General features: G+C 64.7%; 28 protein-coding genes. 24 read left to right on the top strand and 4 right to left on the bottom strand.

The genetic code is table 11. The annotated features are described in order from the left end of the window. The first annotated feature begins 48 nt into the window (after positions 1-48). From IEY14_RS05270 to IEY14_RS05185, 19 genes are all read left to right on the top strand, one after another. Complete coding sequence (locus IEY14_RS05270; RefSeq protein ID WP_188907118.1) at positions 49-483, top strand: hypothetical protein; 435 nt, start codon at positions 49-51, stop codon at positions 481-483. 11 nt (positions 484-494) lie between these two features. Then, on the top strand, positions 495-689 hold the full coding sequence (locus IEY14_RS05265) for a hypothetical protein (protein WP_188907117.1): 195 nt from the start codon (positions 495-497) through the stop codon (positions 687-689). A gap of 18 nt (positions 690-707) precedes the next feature. Further along, positions 708-839, top strand: a complete 132-nt coding sequence (locus IEY14_RS26100) for a hypothetical protein (protein WP_280515017.1) — start codon at positions 708-710, stop codon at positions 837-839. 77 nt (positions 840-916) lie between these two features. Continuing rightward, entirely contained in the window at positions 917-1477 is a 561-nt protein-coding gene (locus tag IEY14_RS05260) for a twin-arginine translocation signal domain-containing protein (protein ID WP_188907116.1), read from the top strand. After that, on the top strand, positions 1477-2040 hold the full coding sequence (locus tag IEY14_RS05255) for a hypothetical protein (protein ID WP_188907115.1): 564 nt from the start codon (positions 1477-1479) through the stop codon (positions 2038-2040). Before IEY14_RS05260 ends, IEY14_RS05255 begins: the two co-directional genes overlap by 1 nt. Then, positions 2037-2309, top strand: a complete 273-nt coding sequence (locus IEY14_RS05250; protein ID WP_188907114.1) for a hypothetical protein — start codon at positions 2037-2039, stop codon at positions 2307-2309. Before IEY14_RS05255 ends, IEY14_RS05250 begins: the two co-directional genes overlap by 4 nt. Then, positions 2306-2470, top strand: coding sequence for a hypothetical protein (locus IEY14_RS05245; protein ID WP_188907113.1), 165 nt, complete (start codon positions 2306-2308; stop codon positions 2468-2470). The genes IEY14_RS05250 and IEY14_RS05245 overlap by 4 nt, the downstream gene beginning before the upstream one ends. Positions 2471-3089: 619 nt before the next feature. Beyond that, positions 3090-3842, top strand: coding sequence for a hypothetical protein (locus IEY14_RS05240; RefSeq protein ID WP_188907112.1), 753 nt, complete (start codon positions 3090-3092; stop codon positions 3840-3842). Positions 3843-3925: 83 nt separating this feature from the next. Next, positions 3926-4117: a helix-turn-helix transcriptional regulator gene (locus tag IEY14_RS05235; RefSeq protein WP_244639295.1), complete on the top strand. Its 192-nt coding sequence runs from the start codon at positions 3926-3928 to the stop codon at positions 4115-4117. Between the two features lie 5 nt (positions 4118-4122). Next, positions 4123-4320 carry a hypothetical protein gene (locus tag IEY14_RS05230; RefSeq protein WP_210318276.1) on the top strand — a complete coding sequence of 66 codons (198 nt, stop codon included), beginning with the start codon at positions 4123-4125 and terminating at the stop codon, positions 4318-4320. Positions 4321-4534: 214 nt separating this feature from the next. After that, a complete protein-coding gene (locus tag IEY14_RS05225; RefSeq protein ID WP_188907110.1) occupies positions 4535-5017 on the top strand; it encodes a RuvC family protein in 483 nt (160 codons plus the stop codon). Next, positions 5017-5238, top strand: a complete 222-nt coding sequence (locus tag IEY14_RS05220; RefSeq protein WP_188907109.1) for a hypothetical protein — start codon at positions 5017-5019, stop codon at positions 5236-5238. Before IEY14_RS05225 ends, IEY14_RS05220 begins: the two co-directional genes overlap by 1 nt. Continuing rightward, positions 5235-5531, top strand: coding sequence for a hypothetical protein (locus IEY14_RS05215; RefSeq protein ID WP_188907108.1), 297 nt, complete (start codon positions 5235-5237; stop codon positions 5529-5531). Before IEY14_RS05220 ends, IEY14_RS05215 begins: the two co-directional genes overlap by 4 nt. Then, positions 5528-5812 (top strand): hypothetical protein, encoded by a 285-nt coding sequence (locus IEY14_RS05210; RefSeq protein ID WP_188907107.1) that lies wholly within the window; start codon positions 5528-5530, stop codon positions 5810-5812. Before IEY14_RS05215 ends, IEY14_RS05210 begins: the two co-directional genes overlap by 4 nt. Next, positions 5809-8475 carry a DUF927 domain-containing protein gene (locus IEY14_RS05205; RefSeq protein ID WP_188907106.1) on the top strand — a complete coding sequence of 889 codons (2667 nt, stop codon included), beginning with the start codon at positions 5809-5811 and terminating at the stop codon, positions 8473-8475. The genes IEY14_RS05210 and IEY14_RS05205 overlap by 4 nt, the downstream gene beginning before the upstream one ends. Beyond that, the gene (locus IEY14_RS05200) at positions 8468-9094 is read left to right on the top strand and encodes a hypothetical protein (RefSeq protein WP_188907105.1); all 627 of its coding nucleotides are present in this window, start codon (positions 8468-8470) and stop codon (positions 9092-9094) included. Before IEY14_RS05205 ends, IEY14_RS05200 begins: the two co-directional genes overlap by 8 nt. Positions 9095-9102: 8 nt before the next feature. Then, complete coding sequence (locus IEY14_RS05195) at positions 9103-9357, top strand: hypothetical protein (RefSeq protein WP_188907104.1); 255 nt, start codon at positions 9103-9105, stop codon at positions 9355-9357. Positions 9358-9569: 212 nt separating this feature from the next. Next, positions 9570-11510 (top strand): GAF domain-containing protein, encoded by a 1941-nt coding sequence (locus IEY14_RS05190; protein WP_188907103.1) that lies wholly within the window; start codon positions 9570-9572, stop codon positions 11508-11510. A 5-nt stretch (positions 11511-11515) separates the two neighbouring features. After that, complete coding sequence (locus IEY14_RS05185) at positions 11516-11911, top strand: response regulator (protein WP_188907398.1); 396 nt, start codon at positions 11516-11518, stop codon at positions 11909-11911. Positions 11912-11930: 19 nt separating this feature from the next. Here IEY14_RS05185 and IEY14_RS05180 read toward each other — a convergent pair whose 3' ends face one another. After that, complete coding sequence (locus tag IEY14_RS05180; protein WP_210318274.1) at positions 11931-12980, bottom strand: HWE histidine kinase domain-containing protein; 1050 nt, start codon at positions 12978-12980, stop codon at positions 11931-11933. A 186-nt stretch (positions 12981-13166) separates the two neighbouring features. On the opposite strand from IEY14_RS05180, the gene IEY14_RS05175 reads away from it, so the two are divergent. The 5 genes from IEY14_RS05175 to IEY14_RS05155 all read left to right on the top strand — a co-directional run bounded on the left by IEY14_RS05175 (position 13167) and on the right by IEY14_RS05155 (position 17056). Further along, complete coding sequence (locus tag IEY14_RS05175) at positions 13167-13433, top strand: hypothetical protein (protein ID WP_188907101.1); 267 nt, start codon at positions 13167-13169, stop codon at positions 13431-13433. After that, positions 13433-15526: a hypothetical protein gene (locus tag IEY14_RS05170; protein WP_188907100.1), complete on the top strand. Its 2094-nt coding sequence runs from the start codon at positions 13433-13435 to the stop codon at positions 15524-15526. Before IEY14_RS05175 ends, IEY14_RS05170 begins: the two co-directional genes overlap by 1 nt. A gap of 246 nt (positions 15527-15772) precedes the next feature. Further along, on the top strand, positions 15773-16099 hold the full coding sequence (locus tag IEY14_RS05165) for a hypothetical protein (protein WP_188907099.1): 327 nt from the start codon (positions 15773-15775) through the stop codon (positions 16097-16099). An 11-nt stretch (positions 16100-16110) separates the two neighbouring features. Further along, positions 16111-16404 (top strand): helix-turn-helix domain-containing protein, encoded by a 294-nt coding sequence (locus IEY14_RS05160; RefSeq protein WP_188907098.1) that lies wholly within the window; start codon positions 16111-16113, stop codon positions 16402-16404. A 154-nt stretch (positions 16405-16558) separates the two neighbouring features. After that, positions 16559-17056, top strand: coding sequence for an HGGxSTG domain-containing protein (locus IEY14_RS05155; protein ID WP_188907097.1), 498 nt, complete (start codon positions 16559-16561; stop codon positions 17054-17056). A 114-nt stretch (positions 17057-17170) separates the two neighbouring features. Here the strand turns inward: IEY14_RS05155 and IEY14_RS05150 are convergent, their stop codons facing one another. The 3 genes from IEY14_RS05150 to IEY14_RS05140 form a co-directional block, all read right to left on the bottom strand. Next, positions 17171-17758 (bottom strand): hypothetical protein, encoded by a 588-nt coding sequence (locus tag IEY14_RS05150; RefSeq protein WP_188907096.1) that lies wholly within the window; start codon positions 17756-17758, stop codon positions 17171-17173. Next, a complete protein-coding gene (locus IEY14_RS05145; protein ID WP_188907095.1) occupies positions 17758-18006 on the bottom strand; it encodes a hypothetical protein in 249 nt (82 codons plus the stop codon). Before IEY14_RS05145 ends, IEY14_RS05150 begins: the two co-directional genes overlap by 1 nt. A 489-nt stretch (positions 18007-18495) precedes the next feature. Next, complete coding sequence (locus IEY14_RS05140; protein WP_188907094.1) at positions 18496-18738, bottom strand: hypothetical protein; 243 nt, start codon at positions 18736-18738, stop codon at positions 18496-18498. Between the last annotated feature and the right edge of the window lie 768 nt (positions 18739-19506).

The raw sequence follows: 19506 nt of genomic DNA, 5'->3' as shown, positions 1-19506 counted from the left end.
CTGGCTGCAACTTATACCTATCGCATAAGAAACGCCCGGGCAAACCATATGCTCAACCGCACCGCCATCATGAAAGCCGCCTGGGCCGAGTACCGCCGCGCCGCTCGTTCGCTCGTCCGGTTCTGCCGCGAGACCTTCGCCCGCATCCTCCGCGCTCGCTGGTTCGCCACACGGCTCCTCGCCGGCCGCGCTGGCATCATGGCCGCTGCCTGGACGCGCTACCGCGAGATCGCGGCTCAGATGGAAGTAGCCCGCTTCGACCTCCGCCTGTTCGGCCGCGTCCTGCGGATGGCCTGGATCAACGCCCGCGCCGCTCAGGAGCGAGCCGACAGCGACCGCCACGCTGCCCGCCCGAAGGCCCTTGCCGCTCGCCCGCTGGCGGCCCTGGAAGAGGCTCTGGATGCGGTGAAGTACCTGCCGGCGCATATGTCGGCCGCCCGCGTCTCTGCCTCGATCCGCGCTCGCTTCGCGGCTCACGTCTAATGCCGGCCGCGATGACCACCCAAGCCGAATGCCTGCGGCTGGCGGCGAAGGCCGAGGCGAGGGCCGCACGAGGTGCCCGCAACGCCGCCCAGATCGCCGCCCGTCGCGGCGCTTCCGATCCCGTCGCCGTGCTCGCCCTGCACCGCGCCGACCTCGACCGCCAGAGCGCCGCCAACTGGCGCGTCATGGCCTCCACTCACCCCTGAGACAGAAAGGCATTTCGCATGCGTGACCTCGCCGCCCTTCTCGCCATTGGCATCTTTCTAACGGCCTTCTACGTCCTCGCCACCCACGGCTCTGATGCCATCCGCACCGCCCGCATCGACAATGCCGTGACGCTCACCGCCGGCCGCTAAAGTACGAAGTTCGTCCTTTTGCCTAAGAGCATCTGATCCGCGCCACAGCGCACCCCTGACCCTCGGAGTACCCGACAATGCAGAACGACCCGAATGGGGCGACCGGCGAAGCCGTGCCCGCTCCCACCCGCCGCGCCTTTCTGCGCACCGCTGCCACCGCAGGCGCGTCCGTCGCCGCAGGGGGTATGGCCATCATGGCCACACCTTCTCACGCCGCCGGCCATCCCGACGCCGAATTGCTGGCGTTGGGCGCCGAGTTCGATCGCGCCTTCGCCGCGTATAAGATTGCGGCAGTCCACGCGAGCAACCTCGCCGATGCCTTCCACGCGAAGAACGGCACTTGGCCTCGTAAAGCCGAACAGCGGCACAACGCCTATGCTGCAGCCTACGGCCGAGACGTGGACCCGGCCATCGTCGCAAGCGATGACGCCGCCCGCGTCGCCGACAAGCTCGCTATCCGCATCCGATCGATCCCGGCAAAGACCCTTGCTGGCGTTGCAGTGAAGGCCCGAACCCTTCGCTATGACCTATGCAAGTGGGGCGACGATCCCGAGCCGATGAGCGAATGGGATTGGGACGACTTCTGCCTGGAAAGCTTCATCCGCGGGATACAGGAGATTGGCGGAGGGCCGGTCTGATGGCCGGCGTACTTTCCCTGATCGCCGCGCACCGCGCTGCCTTCGCCGAGTTCAATGCCCTGCTTCATGCGAAGCCGGTGGACGACGCCGCGCAAAAGGCGGCCGATGCGGAGGCCCATGCCATCCTGTTCGAGCTGTTCGCGGCGCCGGCAACCGATCCGGCGAGCGCGAGCGCAAAGGCCGGCTATCTGCTGGAGGCCATTCACGACGATCTGTGCGACTACTTCCAGGAGGAGCGCCATATCCGCGCGCTTCTCAGCTCATTCGTGCCCCAGCCGGCGTCGCCGGCCGTTGTCCCTAAGTATATGCGCCACATCGAGGCGGCCGGCGACATCGGCCGCCAGCTCGCCGACATGGCCGTGTTGATGTTCTCCGACATCCCGCCGAGCCTCCGCCAGGTCTTCGCCGACAGCCTCGCCGAAGGCATGCCGGAGATGTTCGAGGACTGGAGCGCGATGCCGGAGGGGAGCCGCAACCTCCTACAGAACGTCGCCGCTACCGTCTTCGATCGCCGCCTCGCCATCCATCAGGCGGCCGGCCTCCTGCGGGGAGGGCAAGCATGAGCCGCCCCCGCTTGTCTGAAGCCAAGGCTCCGCGCCGGCAGGCGACTGGTCCGGCTCGGCATCTGGCCGCGAGCGCGCGGACGGACATCCGGGCTCTCTGCGACCTTCTGCCGAACCATCCCGAGGCGTGGGCGCTTGCTCGCGCCCATGCCGCCCGGCGCGGCCTGACGCTGGAACAACTGCTTCGCCGCGTCCTCGAAACCATCCTCGAAGACGATCTTGTCGGCGCCGTGCTGGACGATGCCGAGACGATGGAAGGGCAGGCATGATCCCCGCCGTTCCACTCCTCCTGCGCGGCATCCTGGCGCTCAACGTCATGGCGCTGGCGCTCGTCCTAGACGCTTCTGTCGGCGCCCTGGATCGGCTCACCATGTGGATCGTGCCAGAGGCCGGCCGGATCACCACGCGGCGGCGGAGACGCGAGCCATGAACCTGTTTTCTCACTACCGCGAACAAGGTGCTTCGTTTGGGCAAGGACCTTGCGAGCTAAGGTTAGCGCCTCTTCGCTGCGATGAAGAGCCTCTGTCGTCTGTCGGAAGCTGCTTTCGTTCCGGGAGGCTTGGGCATCCCGCAGTTTTTCGATGTCGTATAGGTCCCTCAGACGTATGTGCCGGGCATAGGGCGAATAGTCGTCCATTTGCGCCTCCATGTGTGAATGGATGCCACGTCGATCTCATCCGACGCTGGGCAAATATTAGCCAGTTCAGAAGAGGTCGACCACTGCAAATGCTGAGCGGGAAGGGGACGCCATGAGGCTCCCCGGAATTCGCTCTGCTCTGCCTGTCCTGGTCAAAGACATTGATGCTAGGGGCACAGAAGCCATTACACGAAAGCTGTGCAGCCTCTTAAATGAGACGCAACGGCGGCCAGCCCCGTCCGCCGCCGCTTACCTGGCAGGTTCAATTGAACAATCGGCCTCGGCCATCTCGACTACGGTAGGTTTTCGAACCTACCTTCCTGAGGCGCGGGGCCGGCCGGCCAGCCGTCGCATCCTTTCACCGTCAGGATGCTTGCCCCGCGTCACCTCTCGACGGGCGACGGTAAGATAAATGGAAGATCAGCGCGATAGCGAACCGGAGGCGGCAGGCTTTCGGTACGACTTCTTTGAAATGGGGCGCATACTCGACATCGTGCGGGATGCTGGCGGCAACGTTCCGGTGGACTTCTACCCGGTGTATGCCCCCGACTTTCTAGGCGATCGGTATGGCATTGCCAGAGAGCGCCGCATCGCCCTCTACCAAGCCTGTTCTTGGGCGTTCACGTTCCGCGATGCTCACTCTGATTGGTGGGACGATCGTCGTGCGAAGGCCAAGTATGATCGCCTCGCCGAGATCGGGGAGCTTGCTGAAAAGCTCGCCGGCTTGCTGATGAAGAACGATGGCGAAGCCAGATCGGCGTTGAGCAGGCATTTTCCGAGACTTGGCGCAGGCGTTTCCGCCTATGACGCCGTCGACGCTATCCGAGCGCTGCCGGAGGCTGTCGAAAAGGAAAGGCGGCGGCTCTGCGATGCCGGCCTTCATGATATGGCGCCTTTGAACCTCCTTCCATCTGAGAATGGCCGCAACCGCGACGACCCCGGCACGGCAGGCGGGAGCTTCATCATTGCGCTTGGGGACGCTTTTCGTGAGTTTTTCGGCGAGCCGAAGATCATGACGAGCGAAGATGGAGAGCCCGAAGGGCCATTCGTGGCGTTCGTTCAGGCGGTGCGCCAATCAGCGGGCCACCCGATCACCGCCAGCGCGGTCAAGCAAGCGTGGATGCGAGCCAGGCGACGTTCAGGTGACAAAGGCCGCGAAAACTGAACCGGCTGTCACTGTGACGGCCTGAACAGCCGAGCGCATCTTCCAACGCAACGCCGAAAGACGGCGGGCGATGGAGAGCGAATATGTCGAACACCGCACCGGAGCGCGGGGCCATGAGCGTAGACGAGTTCTGCGCTTGGGCGTCCATCTCGCGCGCCAAGTTTTACCGCGAGCGCAATGCTGGAAGGATCAAGCTTCGGAAGATTGGACGCAAGAGCGTCGTCGTCATGTCCGATGCGGTTGCGTGGCTCAACGCACTGCCGGAGGCCGCGTAAGAACCATGGCTCACATGAAAGAAACCCGCCGCGCCGGGCAGCGCAAGCGGGCTTCCAAGATCGTTCTTTGCCGGAACATCGAGGAAGATACCGCACCGCTTCTTTCGCGACAAGCTGCCGTCATTGCCGCCCGCTTCGCCATGAGCGATGCCCTTGCTCGCGCTGTCGCCGAGCTGGCTTTCGCGCAGGGGAAGCTGCGATGAGCCGCCCCCATGAGCGCCTGCATGATGCAGGCTCCCTGTCTTCTACTGTGCCCGTTGCAGGGTATTCCCCGGCCGTACTGGAGGCCGTTGACTGGCTCCGCCGGCAGCCCCTGCGCCCAAGCCCTGTCATCCCCGCGCTGCGCCAGCGCTTCGGCTTGAGCGCCTTGGAAGCCTGCATCGCGATCCGGCTCCAGCATTCGAAAGGGGGAGCGGAATGAGCGCGCCCGAAACCTGCATCGTCGCCATCGATCCGGGCCTGAGCGGAGCCGTCGCGATCCTCATCTCGAACCGCCTCGGCTTGATTTCAGTTTATGACATGCCGCTGGCCGGCTCGGAGGTAGATGCCGCCGCGCTCGCCCGCATCATCGGCCAGATGAGCCCGACGCTCGGCATCGTGGAGCAAGTCGCCGCCCGTCCTGGGCAGGGCGTCAGTTCGATGTTCCGCTTCGGCACGAGCTACGGCGTGGCGCGCGGCGTGATCTCCGCCATGGGCATCCCCTGCCATCTGGTGACACCTGGGAAGTGGAAGCGCCATTTCCGACTGTCTGCCGACAAGGAAGAGGCTCGTGCGCTGGCGGTACGCCTCTGGCCGCAGAGCCCGCATTTCGAGCGCAAGAAAGATCACGGCAGGGCGGAAGCTGCACTTCTGGCCCGGTACGCCGCCGAGACGATCGCCGCAGCGGGAGGGCCGTTTTGATGCGCGCGCTCATACGACTTCGCGAGATCCGTCAGGGCAAGCGCTCCCGGTGGAATGTCGAGATCTGGCGGGGTGACAGCCTCGATGGCAGCAGGGTCTATCCCGATCGGCCGGCCGCGCGCCGCGTGGCGCGTGCGGCGGCTGAAGACTACGGCACCGTGGTCATCCTCGCGGGTCCCGATCAAGCGCCAGCGGGGGTCTCGCAGGAGGGCTGCGCATGAGCCGGCTCGACTTCGATGGCATCAATCGGGCCGCCCTGACGGCGCTTCCATCCCTTCTCGCTCGCTGGCTTCCTGACGGCCGGCGTGAAGGTCACGAATACGTCGCGCGAAACCCGCGCCGTGCCGATCGCCGGCCGGGGTCCTTCTGCATCAACCTCAATTCGGGCAAGTGGGCCGCCTTCGCGACGGGCGACAAGGGCGGCGATGTGGTGAGCCTCGCGGCATACCTCGCCGGCACGTCGCAGGGTGAAGCCGCTCGCAGCCTCGCCGACATGCTGGGAGTGCGGACATGACGATGGTTCGCCGGAATAGCCGCTTCGACAAGCCCGTCCCGATAGGCTCGCTCGCCGAGATCGAGCAGGAGATCGCCGACGTCCTGGACGTGATCGATCGCGTCCAGAAGAGCGCGGAAGAGGCGGCCGAGCGGGTTGCCGCCGAATGTGACGTGATCTTGGAGACGAACCCTCTCTGGCAACTGGCCGAAGCCGTCAAAGGCCTCGCCTGGGCTGTCGGGAGCCTTGCCCATCATCACGAGAACCTTGCCGTGGAAGTTGCGACGCGGGGGGCAAAATGATGGAGGATCAATCGCAGTCGATGTTCGCTCCGCTGACGGACGAGGAGGTCGCGGCGGCCGGCGGCGACGATGGAAACGGCAGGGGCACGGCGCCGGCTGACCGGACGCCCATCGTCCCGGTGCCCGCCGACGCCCCGCCGATGCAGTTCAAGCTTCCCCGCAAGGATGGGAAGGCAAGCGGCTCTCCAACGCGTTCCTGGCCGTACCATGACGCCGCCGGCAACCTTGTCGGCTATGTCTGCCGATGGGATTTCAAGGACGAAGCCGGGGAGCGCGCAAAGCACTTCCTGCCGGTGACGTTCTGCGATCTCGGGAACGGCAAGCGTGACTGGCGGGCGAAGGGCTTCCCGGCTCCCCGCCCTCTGTTCGGCCTGTCGGAGATCGCTGGCCGGCCCGACGCCATGGTTCTCGTCTGCGAAGGCGAGAAGACGCGAGATGCCGGCGCGGCCTTGTTTCCTGACATGGTGGCGACGACGCCACCGCACGGCGCGAAGAGCCCGCAGCTCGCCGAATGGTCCGCGCTCGCCGGCCGCGTCGTCGTGCTGGCCGGCGATCATGACGAGCCGGGCCGAAAGGACAAGAAGGGCAAGCCGCTCCATCCGGGCCGCGACTTCACCGACGCCGTATACGAGCTCGCGGTGAAGGCTGGGGCAGCGGAAGTCCTTCACCTGCACTCGAACCGTCTTGGCGCATGGGTGTGGTCTGGCGACGACAAGCACACGCGACCGGACCCGCTGCCAGATGGGTGGGATCTCGCCGACGCGATCGAGGAGGGATGGACGCCGCAGCGAGTGGAAGAGGCGCGCGTCGGCCCCGACTTCCTGATGCCATATCTTGATGCGCAGGGCCGCGCGAAGACGGAGGCGCGCGCCCAAGGCTTGCACGTCCTGGAGGAGGATGGCGAGGACAGGTCCTGGCCGTTCCGCGAGACGGAAGCTGGTATCGAGAAGCGGATCGAGCGGACGGACAAGGAAAGCGGCATCACGACCGTCGAATGGCGGTGGGTGTTCTCGCCGCTGCGGATCGTCGCCGACACCCGCAACCTCGATGGCGAAGAGTGGGGGCGCCTCCTGGAGATCGTGGACCGCGACAAACGCACGAAGCTCGTCGCCATGCCCATGTCTATGTTGGCGGGAGACGGGAACCCCTATCGCGAACGATGCCTGTCCGCAGGGCTGATCATGGCGCCGGGCCGCTTCGCCCGCGAAGCTCTGCACGAGTATATCAGCATGTCGCGGCCGGCCGACCGGGCGCAGTGCGTCTCGCGCACGGGCTGGCACGATCGCGCCTATGTCACGATGGATGGCACGTTCGGCGAGAACCGCGAGCGCGTCATTGTCCAGCGGCCCGAGGCGTCGTCCTTCACCCATGCTTTTCGGCAGCGTGGCACTCTTGCCGGCTGGCAGGAGAACGTCGCCCGATTGGCGATCGGCAACAGCCGGCTGGTTCTCGCGCTCTCCGCCGCCTTCGCTGGACCGCTGCTGTATCCGGTGAGCGCCGAGGGCGGTGGTTTCCATTTCCGTGGAGCGTCTTCGACGGGCAAGAGCACGACCCTCATCGCTGCCGGTTCGGTATGGGGCGGTGGCGGCCTCCATGGCTTCCTGAAGACGTGGCGCGGCACCGCGAATGGCCTGGAAGGAACGGCGGCGACACATTCGGACGCGCTTCTCTGCTTGGACGAGATGGGGCAGGTGAGCGCGTCGGAGGCGGGGCAGGTCGCCTACATGCTGGCGAATGGCCAAGGGAAGACCCGCGCCGGCAGGTCCGGCGAAGCTCGTGCGTCAGCCGAATGGCGGCTGATCTTTCTCTCGACGGGCGAGATCGGGCTTTCCGACAAGATGACGGAAGATGGGCGCGGCCGGCGAGCGGCGGCCGGGCAGGAAGTCCGCGTCGTGGACATTGCCGCAGATGCCGGAGCGGGGTTGGGCCTCTTCGAGAACATCCACGGTTTCCCGTCAGCCACCGCATTCGCCGAGCATTTGAAGCGGGCGACCGGCGAGAATTACGGCATCCCGTCGCGCGAATTCCTATCGGCCATCACTGAGGATTTCGACAACCTCGCTCCACTCGTGAAGGGCTTCTGCACTGAGTTCGTGGACACCCACTGCCCGGCGAAGGCGGACGGCCAGGTGAAGCGGGTGGCCGGCCGTTTCGCTCTGGTAGCTGCCGGCGGCGAGCTCGCGGCGAAGCTCGGTATTTTGCCGTGGCCTGAGGGCGAAGCGGAAGCCGGCGCGGCTCGGTGCTTCAAGGATTGGCTCGGCCTCCGTGGTGGGGTTGAGCCGGCGGAGGATCGCCAAGCCGTTGCGGCGGTGCGTCGCTTCATTGAGCTTCACGGCACGTCCCGCTTCGAACCGATGGGCGATCTCGTTCCGAAGGATCGAGACGGCTGGCCGGTGGAACAGCGCACGATCAATCGCGTGGGGTTCCGCAATCGAATTGAGGATGGCTCGACGGAATATCTCGTCCTGCCGGAGGCCTGGAAATCTGAGATCTGCGCCGGCTTGGACAGCGCTGCGGTTCTCCGCGCCCTGGCCGATCGAGGCATGATCCAGCGCGATCGGGGAGGGAAGTTCACCATTCCCCGCAGGGTGCCGGGGTTCCCAAAAGGCCAGATCCGCCTTCATGTCCTGACCTCAACCCTCATGGAGGGCGCCGATGCGTGACCATTTCGGCTCCATCCGCCGTCGCTTTCCGGCGCCGGCTGTCTTGCCTGAGGCTGCTACCGGCGCGGCGCCTGCGCCGGCCGACGACATGGATGCATGGCGAGAGTTCGCCCCACTCGACCAGGATCAGCTTGAGCGCGCGGAGGCCCGCACTGCGGACCGCCGAATTGAGGTGCCGCAAGACGCTGCGGCTAAATTCGCTGAGGAGAAAACGCCGCAACGTGCGGCGTTTCTCGATGACCGCTTCGAGCGCGAGAAGCGTGTAGCGATCCACGGCGAGCCGGCGCCGGAAGCGTATAGGGCCGGTGCGCAAACGGCAGAAAATCAGCCTCAAACCCCAGCCGCAACGGGCTTTGGGGGCGGTGACCTCGAACAGAGGAGATCGCCGGACCGCTTCCAGTTGCGGCCGGCCGGCTGGAGGCCTGAGCCTGGTCCTGGCATCACGCTCACAGCGCCCGCGATCGAGGTCGGATATGCGGAATACGATCGCCATCTCGATGCACTGATCGCCGCGCAGCCCGTTGGCTCGGCCGAGGCGTATCGGCTCCTGATGGCGAAGAAGAAAGGATGGGTCGTGGATCGGGGCGGGGAGCGGATATTCGTCCGGGGCCGGCTTTGACTGATCACATGCCGTTCCTGATGACACGCGAAGAGGCCGTCCCGTTAAAGGAAGCCGCGCGTCGGTCGGGCCTCTCGGTCGACACCATCCGCCGCCTACACAAGCGTCACGGTATTGGCCGGCAAATGGCGCCGCGTTCGCCGATCGAGGTCTCGTTCCTGGCGCTTCTCATGCTGCAGCATGGCGATCTGGCGGCTCTGGAACTGCTAAGGAATGGACAACGCGAAAACGAGCGGGTGAGCAGATATCTCGCGCTAATGTGAGTGTTCCGGGGTTTTTGCGACGTCCCGCCTTCGGTTTGCGCACTCGTAAAAGCGGACAAAGGAGTGAAGGGGGGCTGCTGCGGAAACCAAAGCGTTTCCGACAGATATGAGATTGTCTCCGTGACGAGTTCGAATTCTTCGGCTAAAGCGATCTGGAATATAAACCTACCTCGATGCACGGCTGGCCCGTGCCGGAATATCCCGGACCTCCCATGCATCCTCTCGATGTCGTCGCAGAGAAGTCTGCGCGAATACGGGCGCTTCGTCAGAGCGGCCTTCTTGCTCGCACCGCACGAGAAGAGTTCGGTCACCTCACCGACCACGTCCGTGACGTTCTGGACGTTCCCGTGGCCATCGTGACGCTGGTCGACGAAGAACGGCAGGTCTTCGCCGGGCACAGCGGCCTGCCGGCTCCATGGGCCGATCTCGGCGAAACGCCGATGACGCATTCGTTCTGCCAGTACGTCGTCGATCAGCACGCGCCGCTCGTGGTACCGGACGCACGCCTCGATCCGGCCCTGAAGGACAACCAGGCAATCGGCGATATCGGCGTCGTCGCGTATCTCGGCGTGCCGCTTGCCTTGCCTGACGGCGAGATCGTCGGTGCGCTGGCCGCCATTGACAACGATGCCCGCACGTGGTCCGACGCCGACATGCGCCGCCTACGCTCGATCGGCCGCACCGTCGAGAAGGAGATGGACGTGCGCATCTCCGAAAGTCGCTGGCGAACGCTGTTCGAAAGCTTGCAGGAAGGCTTCATCCAAGGGCGGGTGGTGCGTGACGATGCGGGCCGGATCGTCGACTGGCGCTACGAGGAAGTGAACGCCGCTTGGTACGAGCTCGTCGGCGTGCCGAAGGGTTCAGCGATCGGGCGCACGATCCGCGAGGTGTTTCCCGGCATCGAGGACGAGTGGGTCAACGAATTCGCCAATGTTGTCGAGACAGGCGAAACGGTGCGCTTCACCCGACAGGTTGGCGTTCTCGACCGCTGGTACGACGGCGTCGCGCAGTCGATCGGCGCCGATCGGTTCACCGTCATCTTCTTGGAGGTCACGAACCGCATCGCGCACGAGCGGCGGCAGGCCGCTCTCCTGCAACTGGGAGACACGCTGCGCGACGCCCGCACGGTGCCGGACATCTCGCGAGCCGCGGCGCAATGCGTTGCTTCCGGCCTGGTGGTGGACCGCGTCGGCTTCGGGTCCGTCGACGAATTGTCGGAGACGATCGAAGTCCCGCCCGACTGGTGCGCATCCGGCATCGTCAGCGTCGCCGGCCACCACGACTTCCGTTCCTTCGGCTCCTACATCGAGAACCTGAAGCGTGGTGAGACCGTCGAGGTCACGGATGTCGAGACGGACCCGAGGACAGCCGCGAGCCCCGGTGCCTTCGAGGCGATCCAGACCCGCTCCCTGCTCAACCTTCCCATCATGGAGCACGGACGCCTCGTCCTGATCGTATTCGCTCACGCTCGCACGCCACGTGTCTGGTCGACGGACGAGCTTCAGTTCCTGCGGCAGGTCGGGGATCGCGCCCATGCGGCCATCGCCCGTATCCGGTCCGAGGAAACGCAAGCCGTTCTCAACGGCGAGCTATCGCACCGGTTGAAGAACTCCTTCGCCATGGTGCAGGCAGTTGCCACCCAGACCCTGAAGACCGTCACCGAGCGGGGGGCGGTCGAAGCGTTGAACCAGCGTCTGCGTGCCCTGTCGCATGCTCACGATGTCCTAATGCAACAGAACTGGTCGGCAGCTCGTCTCCGCGATGTCGTGAACGCCGTCCTACATGTTTTCGAAGTTGGCGATCGCTTCGTGCTGATGGGACGCGACACCGACATCGGTCCGCGAGCGACCCTGTCCCTATCGCTTCTCCTGCATGAACTCGCGACCAACGCTCTGAAGTATGGGGCCTTGTCGGTCCCTGAGGGGCATGTCGAGATCGAATGGAACATCCAGCGTCAGGAAGGCGAGGATATCTTCCATCTCGCTTGGCGTGAGCTCGGAGGCCCAGCCCCGTCTCAGCCGACTGGACGTGGCTTTGGGTCGCGCATCATTCGCATGGGACTTATTGGAACGGGCGGAGTAAAACTCAGTTACGAACCCGAAGGCTTCCAGGCCACGATGAGTGCATCGTTGTCGCAGATGCAGCAGGCGTGACCGACATGGCATCGAGTTCATACCGCGCCCCAAGCTCGGGGAAGCACGTCGTCCTCGTCATTGAGGATGAACCCGTGCTGCGCATCGACATCTGCGATCTTCTGGAAGAGAACGGCTTCGAAGTCGTTGAGGCGACCGGCGTCGAGAATGCGATCCACATTCTTGAGAGCCGCCCCGACATCCGCGTCGTCTACATGGATCTCGACATGCCGAAAGGAGTGGACGGGGTGAAGATCGCCGCCGCGATCCGCGACCGCTGGCCGCCAATCGAAATGATCCTGACGGCCTCCCGTGTGGACGGCTCGCGGGTGCAGCTTCCCGTGCGAGCAAAGTTCCTAGCCAAGCCGATCGACCGTCCACGGGTGATCGATGTGGTGCGAGGGTTCGTAGGGCAGGCCTAGAGGGTGCTGGTCTGTGCCCTTAGTCCTTCGATACCATGCGCCACTCGGTAGCTTCCTGGCCGATCCGGTCGGTTGGCGCAACGACCGTCAGGCGGACACCCTCAGGCGGGAAGTGGAGAGAAACAGTCGCCTCGAACTCTGCGGCGACGACACGTTCGATGATCCGCGTCCCATAACCCTGACGCGAAGGAGGCGAGACCGGCGGTCCATCGTTCTCGGTCCAGTTCAGACGGATCTCTCCGTCCGTGATCGCCCATTTGATGTCGACGGTTCCTCCCGGCACAGACAGGCTGCCGTACCGGGCTGCGTTGTCGCCCATTTCGTGCATGGCGAGCGACAGCATGGTCGCAATGCGTGGCTTGATCCGCAGTGGCGGCCCCTCGACCCCAATGCGATCCCCAACACGCGCATGCAACGGCTCCAGCGCACCTTTGATGACATCCATGAGATCAGCGCTGGCCCAGGCCTCAACCGTAAGAACATCATGGCTGCGTGAAAGGGCCTGAAGGCGTCCCGCGACCGCTGATGCGACATGCTGCGGGACAGTGGCGTCCCGCAAAGTTTGGAGGACGACGCTTTGCACGGTAGCGAGCGTGTTCTTCACGCGATGATCCAGCTCGCGGTTCAACAGGAAGCGGTGCTCTTCGGCGCGCTTGCGGTCCGTCACGTCCATCTGCGAGGCGAAAAAGAACGTCAGTTCATCCCCGTCGAAGACCGGCGACACGAGAAGGGCGTTCCAGAATGTGGTGCCGTCCTTGCGATAGTTCAGAAGGTCCACTTGGGCCGGCTCCTGCGAGGCGATCGCACGGCGGACCTTGGCTACGTCATCCGCACGGGTCGCTTCCCCTTGGAGAAAACGGCAGTTGTTGCCGATGATCTCGTCCCGCTCGTACCCCGTCAGGGCGCAGAAGGCGTCGTTGCAGAAGACGATCGGGTTGTCGCGCTGCCGGGGGTCGGTGATCACCATGGGCATGCGCGTTGTGCGAACGGCTGAAGCGAAAGGGTCGGAGGTGCGTCCCGTCTGCTGGCTGAGTTCGTCGTGCAGGCGCGTTCGTTCGTCGTCTTGCACAGCGATCTCCAAACCGGATGGCTGGTTAGCCGTAGAACCGCTTCGATGGCGGCACAACTGGACGCGGCGTCAATGGTGTCGATTGTCCACCTTTCGGGCAGCTCCGACATCATCAAACACGATCAACATGCGTCGAAACATGCCCATCCTTGCATAAACGTGCCTAATCCTCGAAGCCGCTGATCCATGATCGACTGCCTCCGATCGAACGGGGGCACCTCCATGGCTTCAGCTCAACTCTTTCTACGCGGCGCAAGGGTCAATCGCGACTTCCATGCCGCTCTCCTCGACGCAGCGAACCGGGCCGGCGTCACGCCCAACGAATTCTGCATCACTGCTGCCGCTGAGAAACTGATTGCGGGCGGCCGACGCTTTTCAGGCGTTTTCCAGGCGAACGACTTCGACACGCGTGACGTGGTGGCGCCGGCCGCCCGCAACGTGAGGTCAGCCTGATGCCGACCTTCGAGCTTCAGGACCCGAGCGGCCGGCGTTTCGAGGTGGACGCGCCGGATCAAACGTCGGCAATTTCCGCCTTCCAGAAATTCCAGGCCGGCGAGGAGAATGGGGCTGGTGGAGCTATCCCGCCTCCGCCTCCCGGCTTCGTCCTCGATCATCAGGCGAATGGCGCCATTCCGCCTCCGCCGCCGGGCTTCGTCATAGACGGGCAGCAGCGCGCTCCCGGTCATGATGACGGCGGCCTGGAAACGGGCCGCGCGGCAATTCTCGGCGCGACGGACGGCGCCACCTTCGGCTTTGGCGACGAGATAGCCGCCGGTCTCGGCTATCTGCTGGACAAGCTGCCGGGCGAGCGCGGTCGATCCTATGACGAGCTGCTGTCCACCGCGCGCGGCGCGCAGAAGCAGGCGGAAGAGGAGCACCCTTACGTCTACACGGCCGGCCAGATTGGGGGCGGGCTCGCAGCGGCTGCGCCGATCGCCGGGGCCGGCATCGTCGGCGGTGCGGCTCGCTCCCTGCCGGCGCGGCTCGCGATCTCCAGCGGTACAGGCGCGGCGGCCGGAGCGGTGCAAGGGTTTGGATCGGGCGAGGGCGGTCTTGAGAACCGTAGCTGGGAAGCCCTAAAGGGCGCCGGCTGGGGGTTGGGAATGGGCGCTGCCGCCATCCCTGCCGGCGCGGCGATCGGCAAGGGACTGAACGCGGCGGCCGATCTCATCGCGTCGCGCGGCTCGACGCTTGGGCGCTCGTCGCAGGACCTGCTTCGCCGAACCCTGGCCGACGAAGGCCTCACGTTGGAGGAAGCCGGGCGCCGAGCGAGCGTCATGGGGCCGGACGCCATGCTCGCGGATACGACGGACGGGCTTCGGTATCGTGCCGAGCAGATCGCGCAGAGCGACAATCCGGGGCGCTCCAGCGTCATCGGTGCATTGCGGGATCGCAGCGCGACGGCCGGCGACCGGATTAACTCCGCCTATGACGACGTGCTCGGCCAGCGCCCAAACGTCAAGGCCGAGCTCGACCGCATGTCGAGCGAGCAAAAGACGCGCGCCGATGCCCTCTATGGGCAGGCGCGTGCCGAGAACGCTCCGGTGGACGTGTCGCCCGTGCTGAAGGCGATCGATGATCAGCTTCTCACGCCGGCCGAGCGGATCGCGGGCGCGCCGGACCTGCCGGACGACGCGGTAGACGCCTCGCTGCGTTGGGTTCGCTCGCATCTGTCGAACGGCGACGTGCAGCGGACGGGCATCGACAAGCTGGACAAGCTGGAGCGCCGTGTTCGCGCCAAGGCCAGTGCGGAGTTCAAGACCGGGCACAGCGATACCGGATCGGCCCTGGCGAATGTCGGACGCATCCTGCGCGACCAGATGAAGGCGAGCAGCCCGGTCTACAAGCAGGCGCGCGAGACCTTCGCCGACGATGCGGCGGTGCAAGATGCCTTCGAGAAGGGGCAGAGCATCTTCGCCCGTAAGACGCATCCCGACTTCCTCGCGGCCGAGGTCGCCGACATGAGCGAGGCGGAGCGCAATGCCCTGCGCCTCGGCACGCGCGCCGCCGTCGACCAGGCCATGGGCTCGGTGCGCAACGGCTCGCTGAAGGGGCGTCAGCTTCTCGACGCGGATTGGAATGAGCGCAAGATCCTGGCCGTCCTGGGCGAAGACGACGGCCGGCGCCTGATCAATGCGCTTCAGGGCGAACAGGCGATGGCCGAGACGGTGGGCCAAGCGCTCGGCAACTCGGCGACCTCGCGGCGCATGGACAATCCGTTCCGCGTCCAGCAGCGCACCGAGCAGGATAAGGCCGTTCCGGGCATCGTCCGCAGCTTGGCGAACCTGAAGTTCGGCGATGCCGTCTTCCGTGGCGTGGAGTACGGCAAGGATGCGCTGGAGCGCCGGAGCGCGGACGCCATGGCTCGCGAGCTCGGTCCGTTCCTGACGGCCACCGGGCAAACGCGGGAACAGCGCATCATGGAAGCCCTGGGCGTTGGGGCGAACCGGGATGCCGTGGCGCGCGAGGCGCAGAAGCGGAAAGCCATCGCTGAAGCCTTGCTCAGGGGCGGCGCGCTCGCCGTCGCTCCGCAGCTTCACCAATGAGGATGCCGGCGCAGATGCCGCAGCCGGCCCCGACCAGGAACGCCAAGAGAAGCGGCGGAAGCGCGTCCACAAACCATCCCATGAACCACGAGACTGCGCCCATGACGGCGGCGAACAGCACGAGCGCAGCCACCCGCCAGAGAAAGACGGCGGTCGTGCTCGTCGGGCAATCTCGATCCAGAGCGTCAGCATGGCCGCACCATACCGTTGCCGGCCGGCCATCGGAAGCAGGTTAAGAGGCGAACGATGAACACGGCAGCAGATATCGGCGCGGCGCTGACACGGCATATCCAGGCTCGATCGGCGGCCCCCGATGACGCCGAAATCATCCGCCTCATCGACGACCTTCTGGCAGCGCAGGGTCGAACGGCGCTCGACGCCCTTGCCTTCGTGTCGCTGGCGGAGAGCTTGGCCGCCGCAACAGCCATCCTCCCTGCCGATATGGCGATTGGGGAGGCGGCCACGCCTCTTGCGACAGTCGTGAGGCTGCTTTCGCGCGCGGTCGAGACGTTGGAGGTCGTGACGGGCTATGCCGCTGATGGCTTCTCTGGTGCGGCTCGCAACGTCAACTGAGGAGCGGCGCGATGCGGATCGATGACGGCCGGCAGATCCGAGCCGCGCGAGCTATCCTGGGGATGACGGTTCAGGAGCTCGCGGACGCGGCCGGGCTCCACAAGAACAGCGTGCTCACGGTGGAGGCGAAGAAGCGCATCCGCCGCGCGCCGCATACGGGCGGGGGGCACAGCGTCAGCCTCATCGAAAAGGCGATCGAGGCACGCGGCGTCATCTGCGATCTGATCGACGGGCAACCGATCGTCCGGTTCACTACCACCGCACCCCCGCCGAAGTACCAGCGGCGCCGGCCGGCCGCGAATTGATGGACCAGGGGATGGTTTCTCTGAGATCGGATCGCAGGCAGAGCGCGAGCGATAGACCGTGGGAACGGTTTTCACACCAGTCCACACGAGCGCAGGCGCCCGCGTCATGGGGTATAATACCAGGCTGGGGGATGCGGTAATGGGATACCTTGCCGTGGAAGAGATCCTGGAGCGCGAAGTGCGACGGCGAATGGCCCAAGAGGCGGCTCGCCTGGAGCAGAAGCGGGCGAACGAGCGCATGAGGGAGGCGGCTCGCCAACGCGAGCGCGAAGAGCGATCGAAGCTCGGTAAGGGCTCGAAGAAGGATCGGCCCCTCTGCGGAGCCAAGACGCGGGCCGGCGGCTCGTGCGCGATGCGGACAGAACCGGGCAAGAAGCGCTGCCGGCTGCATGGCGGGCTATCCACCGGCCCGAAGACGCCGGAGGGCATCGAGCGTATCCGGCAGGCGCAGCTACGGCGCTGGGCATGGCGACGGCCGGCCGAGCCAGATCTTCGCGCGGAGGAGGCGCCCCCAGCCGATCTGCGCACCCTCTTCGCTTTCGAGGACTTCGCGAGGCGATGGGCGCTGAATGCCACCAACGTCCATTCCGAGGCCTCGCTTGCGAACATCGCGCCCGGCCGGCCGAGATCAACTTCGCCCTCGGCTCGCTGAACACGACGGTCGCCGTCCTGACGCAACGCCTCGATAGCGATCGGCCGCAGCGGGGCTTGGATGCGGGGCTGGCGGGACGCTAAAATGAGAAGCCCCGCCGGAGCGGGGCAAGATTTAGCAAGCAGCCAACTGAATTCCAGGAGGCGTAGGGCTCTGGTCGTTATCTTTGCGCCTGTCACGAGCACGCCGCGAAAGATCCATAGCCGCTGCTGCCCCCTTCTTCCTGTCCAGCGCGACGTTCGCCATCAGCACGTCGAACACACGCGCAGGACCGGGCCAGCGCATGCATAAGACAACGAAGCCACTCATCACAGCCGTATCAAGAGCCTTCCGCAGATCAGGGCGAGCCTTGAGTTCGGTCATTTCTTCACGGACAAGCTTCTTCAGGTCAGGGTCATGATCCCTCGGGGAAACCTTACCCTGGACGTAGAATGCCGCAAAAGCCGTTGCCGTCGCTTCATTCGAAATCGCATCGCTATAATCCAGCAAGAAACTCTTCAGGAATTCGCTGGGGGCGGGATCTTCGAGAAAGCGATCACGAGCAGTTACATGATCGTGCATTGCGCGGGCGGCGAGGCCGAGCTGCCGATTACGTCGCCGATAGTACGACAGCTTGATATGCAGGTACGCGATGACAAACACGGCCGGAACGCCGATCATGGAGACCTGGAACCAATATTGTTCAACCCCGAGCATCGCCATCACTTCGCCAGCTTATTCGATTGATCGCCATCCTTAGAATTTGGGATCGCCTTGGCCTTCGCCTTTCGCTCAACACGTCGCGCCGTTTGGCGTTCCATGTCTCGCAGTTCGAGCTCCTTCAGTTTCACGCCGTGCCGTTCGGCACCGATCATTCGGACAAGGTACATCCCATAGATAACGATGGGTCCGCCCATTGCCCATAGCGGGTGAACTTTGAGCGCACACATCGCAACGATCGCAACGAGCATTCCCAAGAGCCCGAGGCCCTCGGCATGCCCTTTGAGACCGCGTGCGATCTCCTTGAACGTCCCTTCGCCGAGAAGCAGTTTCAGGCCCTCAAAAGCTGACCTGTCCCATGCTCTGCATTGTCAGGTTGATTAGCGTTCTTAAGCGTTGAAATTTCGTTTGAAAAGTAGGCGCATTGTGTCTGCGAACACCGAAATTTGTTCCTCCAGGAACTCCTTGCCGACCTCGCCGTGCTGGCGCAGCGTGTCGACACTCTCACGCCGCAGCGGCGCGCCCACGCGACGCCCGCCCGCGCGTCATGGGGTCTATTTCTCGCCAGGGCTCGATGAGCGGGAATGAGCGGATAGAGCCCGAGTTCTGCGACCAGTACGCGCATGCGTGTGCCTGCGCGTCATGGAGTGTAATTGTCGAACCGTGAGGTCCCAGCGCTCCGGGGCCGTCGCCGAGAGGACGGGCCGCTGAGTTTTTGGAAGCCGTATCGCGCGCGAGGCTCAGGCGGATCGCCCCATCAGCATCGACCGGCCGGCCGGCGTGAGGCGCAGCCAGAATACCCCCTGCCAGCCGAAGGACAGTTCCGCGAGCCCGAGCGTCTGAAGACTGTCGGCCGCCTCAAGCCAGGCCCCGTCCTCCTGGCCGAGTTGGAGGCCCACGCTGTCCGCATGAGGATGGCCGTCATCGAGATGCGCAAGGGTGCGGATCTGCATGGGGGAGAGATCGGCGAGGCGAAGCGGCATGAATGGCTCGGCAGGAATTGGGTGGCGCTGTCTGGACGCCGGCCGGAAGGATGGCAAATGCCAATCCGTCGCAGGCCGATGCGAGGCGCTGAAGCTCGCCACGCATGCCCAAACGGCAGTGCTCAGGAAAGGTACTCTCGGTTATCCTTCGAAGGGATCTCCGCCGCGACTTCACGGCTGGAGATCCGCGCGAGGTGTCGGGGCATGCAGCGGCCGAATTTCAAGCAGATATCGAATGGCGAGAGGCCGAAGCGGATTGTGCCGCCGCCGCACCGAGGGCGGATGGATTACGTGATCTGCATCACGGACCCGACGACCTGGCCCCCAGGCGCCACGAAGTTTTGGGAGAACGAGCGCAGACTGTATCTCGAAGAGCTCGCTGCCAAGGAAGCCTCAGGCCGCCAACCGGCCCAGTCCTCCGACACCTGAGAAGCCAAAAGGGCGAGGAAATTTGGACAGGCGTACATGGGATCTGAACTGGTACACCCGGTACACCTCAGGGAACAGAAAGGTGTACCGCTATTCAGATGGCGCAAACCCCTTTGTCACAAGGGTTTGAACGCCTTTGGTACACCGGTACACCCGGTACACCTAAAAAATAGAAATTCGCGCAAGAGATTTCAGAACCCGTACCTCCTTAATGCAAACTCCAGCCCGCCCTTTTGACCTCGAAGCCAAGCGCAGCGCCGCACAAGAGTGGGGAGAGAAGTGGGGAAGGTTCTGCCGTCCTAGCTAAATTGTGCGGTAAAACAACGCGTTATTGGCTTG

Source organism: Aureimonas endophytica, assembly GCF_014642635.1.
Lineage (GTDB): Bacteria > Pseudomonadota > Alphaproteobacteria > Rhizobiales > Rhizobiaceae > Plantimonas > Plantimonas endophytica.
Note: the sequence above shows the minus strand (reverse complement) of the source record. Positions and strands in the feature narration are given on the sequence as shown.

Coding starts and splice junctions, on each gene's coding strand:
- IEY14_RS05270 (WP_188907118.1), top strand. CDS start 49: ATGCTCAACCGCACCGCCATCATGAAAGCCGCCTGGGCCGAGTACCGC.
- IEY14_RS05265 (WP_188907117.1), top strand. CDS start 495: ATGACCACCCAAGCCGAATGCCTGCGGCTGGCGGCGAAGGCCGAGGCG.
- IEY14_RS26100 (WP_280515017.1), top strand. CDS start 708: ATGCGTGACCTCGCCGCCCTTCTCGCCATTGGCATCTTTCTAACGGCC.
- IEY14_RS05260 (WP_188907116.1), top strand. CDS start 917: ATGCAGAACGACCCGAATGGGGCGACCGGCGAAGCCGTGCCCGCTCCC.
- IEY14_RS05255 (WP_188907115.1), top strand. CDS start 1,477: ATGGCCGGCGTACTTTCCCTGATCGCCGCGCACCGCGCTGCCTTCGCC.
- IEY14_RS05250 (WP_188907114.1), top strand. CDS start 2,037: ATGAGCCGCCCCCGCTTGTCTGAAGCCAAGGCTCCGCGCCGGCAGGCG.
- IEY14_RS05245 (WP_188907113.1), top strand. CDS start 2,306: ATGATCCCCGCCGTTCCACTCCTCCTGCGCGGCATCCTGGCGCTCAAC.
- IEY14_RS05240 (WP_188907112.1), top strand. CDS start 3,090: ATGGAAGATCAGCGCGATAGCGAACCGGAGGCGGCAGGCTTTCGGTAC.
- IEY14_RS05235 (WP_244639295.1), top strand. CDS start 3,926: ATGTCGAACACCGCACCGGAGCGCGGGGCCATGAGCGTAGACGAGTTC.
- IEY14_RS05230 (WP_210318276.1), top strand. CDS start 4,123: ATGGCTCACATGAAAGAAACCCGCCGCGCCGGGCAGCGCAAGCGGGCT.
- IEY14_RS05225 (WP_188907110.1), top strand. CDS start 4,535: ATGAGCGCGCCCGAAACCTGCATCGTCGCCATCGATCCGGGCCTGAGC.
- IEY14_RS05220 (WP_188907109.1), top strand. CDS start 5,017: ATGCGCGCGCTCATACGACTTCGCGAGATCCGTCAGGGCAAGCGCTCC.
- IEY14_RS05215 (WP_188907108.1), top strand. CDS start 5,235: ATGAGCCGGCTCGACTTCGATGGCATCAATCGGGCCGCCCTGACGGCG.
- IEY14_RS05210 (WP_188907107.1), top strand. CDS start 5,528: ATGACGATGGTTCGCCGGAATAGCCGCTTCGACAAGCCCGTCCCGATA.
- IEY14_RS05205 (WP_188907106.1), top strand. CDS start 5,809: ATGATGGAGGATCAATCGCAGTCGATGTTCGCTCCGCTGACGGACGAG.
- IEY14_RS05200 (WP_188907105.1), top strand. CDS start 8,468: ATGCGTGACCATTTCGGCTCCATCCGCCGTCGCTTTCCGGCGCCGGCT.
- IEY14_RS05195 (WP_188907104.1), top strand. CDS start 9,103: ATGCCGTTCCTGATGACACGCGAAGAGGCCGTCCCGTTAAAGGAAGCC.
- IEY14_RS05190 (WP_188907103.1), top strand. CDS start 9,570: ATGCATCCTCTCGATGTCGTCGCAGAGAAGTCTGCGCGAATACGGGCG.
- IEY14_RS05185 (WP_188907398.1), top strand. CDS start 11,516: ATGGCATCGAGTTCATACCGCGCCCCAAGCTCGGGGAAGCACGTCGTC.
- IEY14_RS05175 (WP_188907101.1), top strand. CDS start 13,167: ATGATCGACTGCCTCCGATCGAACGGGGGCACCTCCATGGCTTCAGCT.
- IEY14_RS05170 (WP_188907100.1), top strand. CDS start 13,433: ATGCCGACCTTCGAGCTTCAGGACCCGAGCGGCCGGCGTTTCGAGGTG.
- IEY14_RS05165 (WP_188907099.1), top strand. CDS start 15,773: ATGAACACGGCAGCAGATATCGGCGCGGCGCTGACACGGCATATCCAG.
- IEY14_RS05160 (WP_188907098.1), top strand. CDS start 16,111: ATGCGGATCGATGACGGCCGGCAGATCCGAGCCGCGCGAGCTATCCTG.
- IEY14_RS05150 (WP_188907096.1), bottom strand. CDS start 17,758: ATGGCGATGCTCGGGGTTGAACAATATTGGTTCCAGGTCTCCATGATC.
- IEY14_RS05145 (WP_188907095.1), bottom strand. CDS start 18,006: ATGCTCGTTGCGATCGTTGCGATGTGTGCGCTCAAAGTTCACCCGCTA.
- IEY14_RS05140 (WP_188907094.1), bottom strand. CDS start 18,738: ATGCCGCTTCGCCTCGCCGATCTCTCCCCCATGCAGATCCGCACCCTT.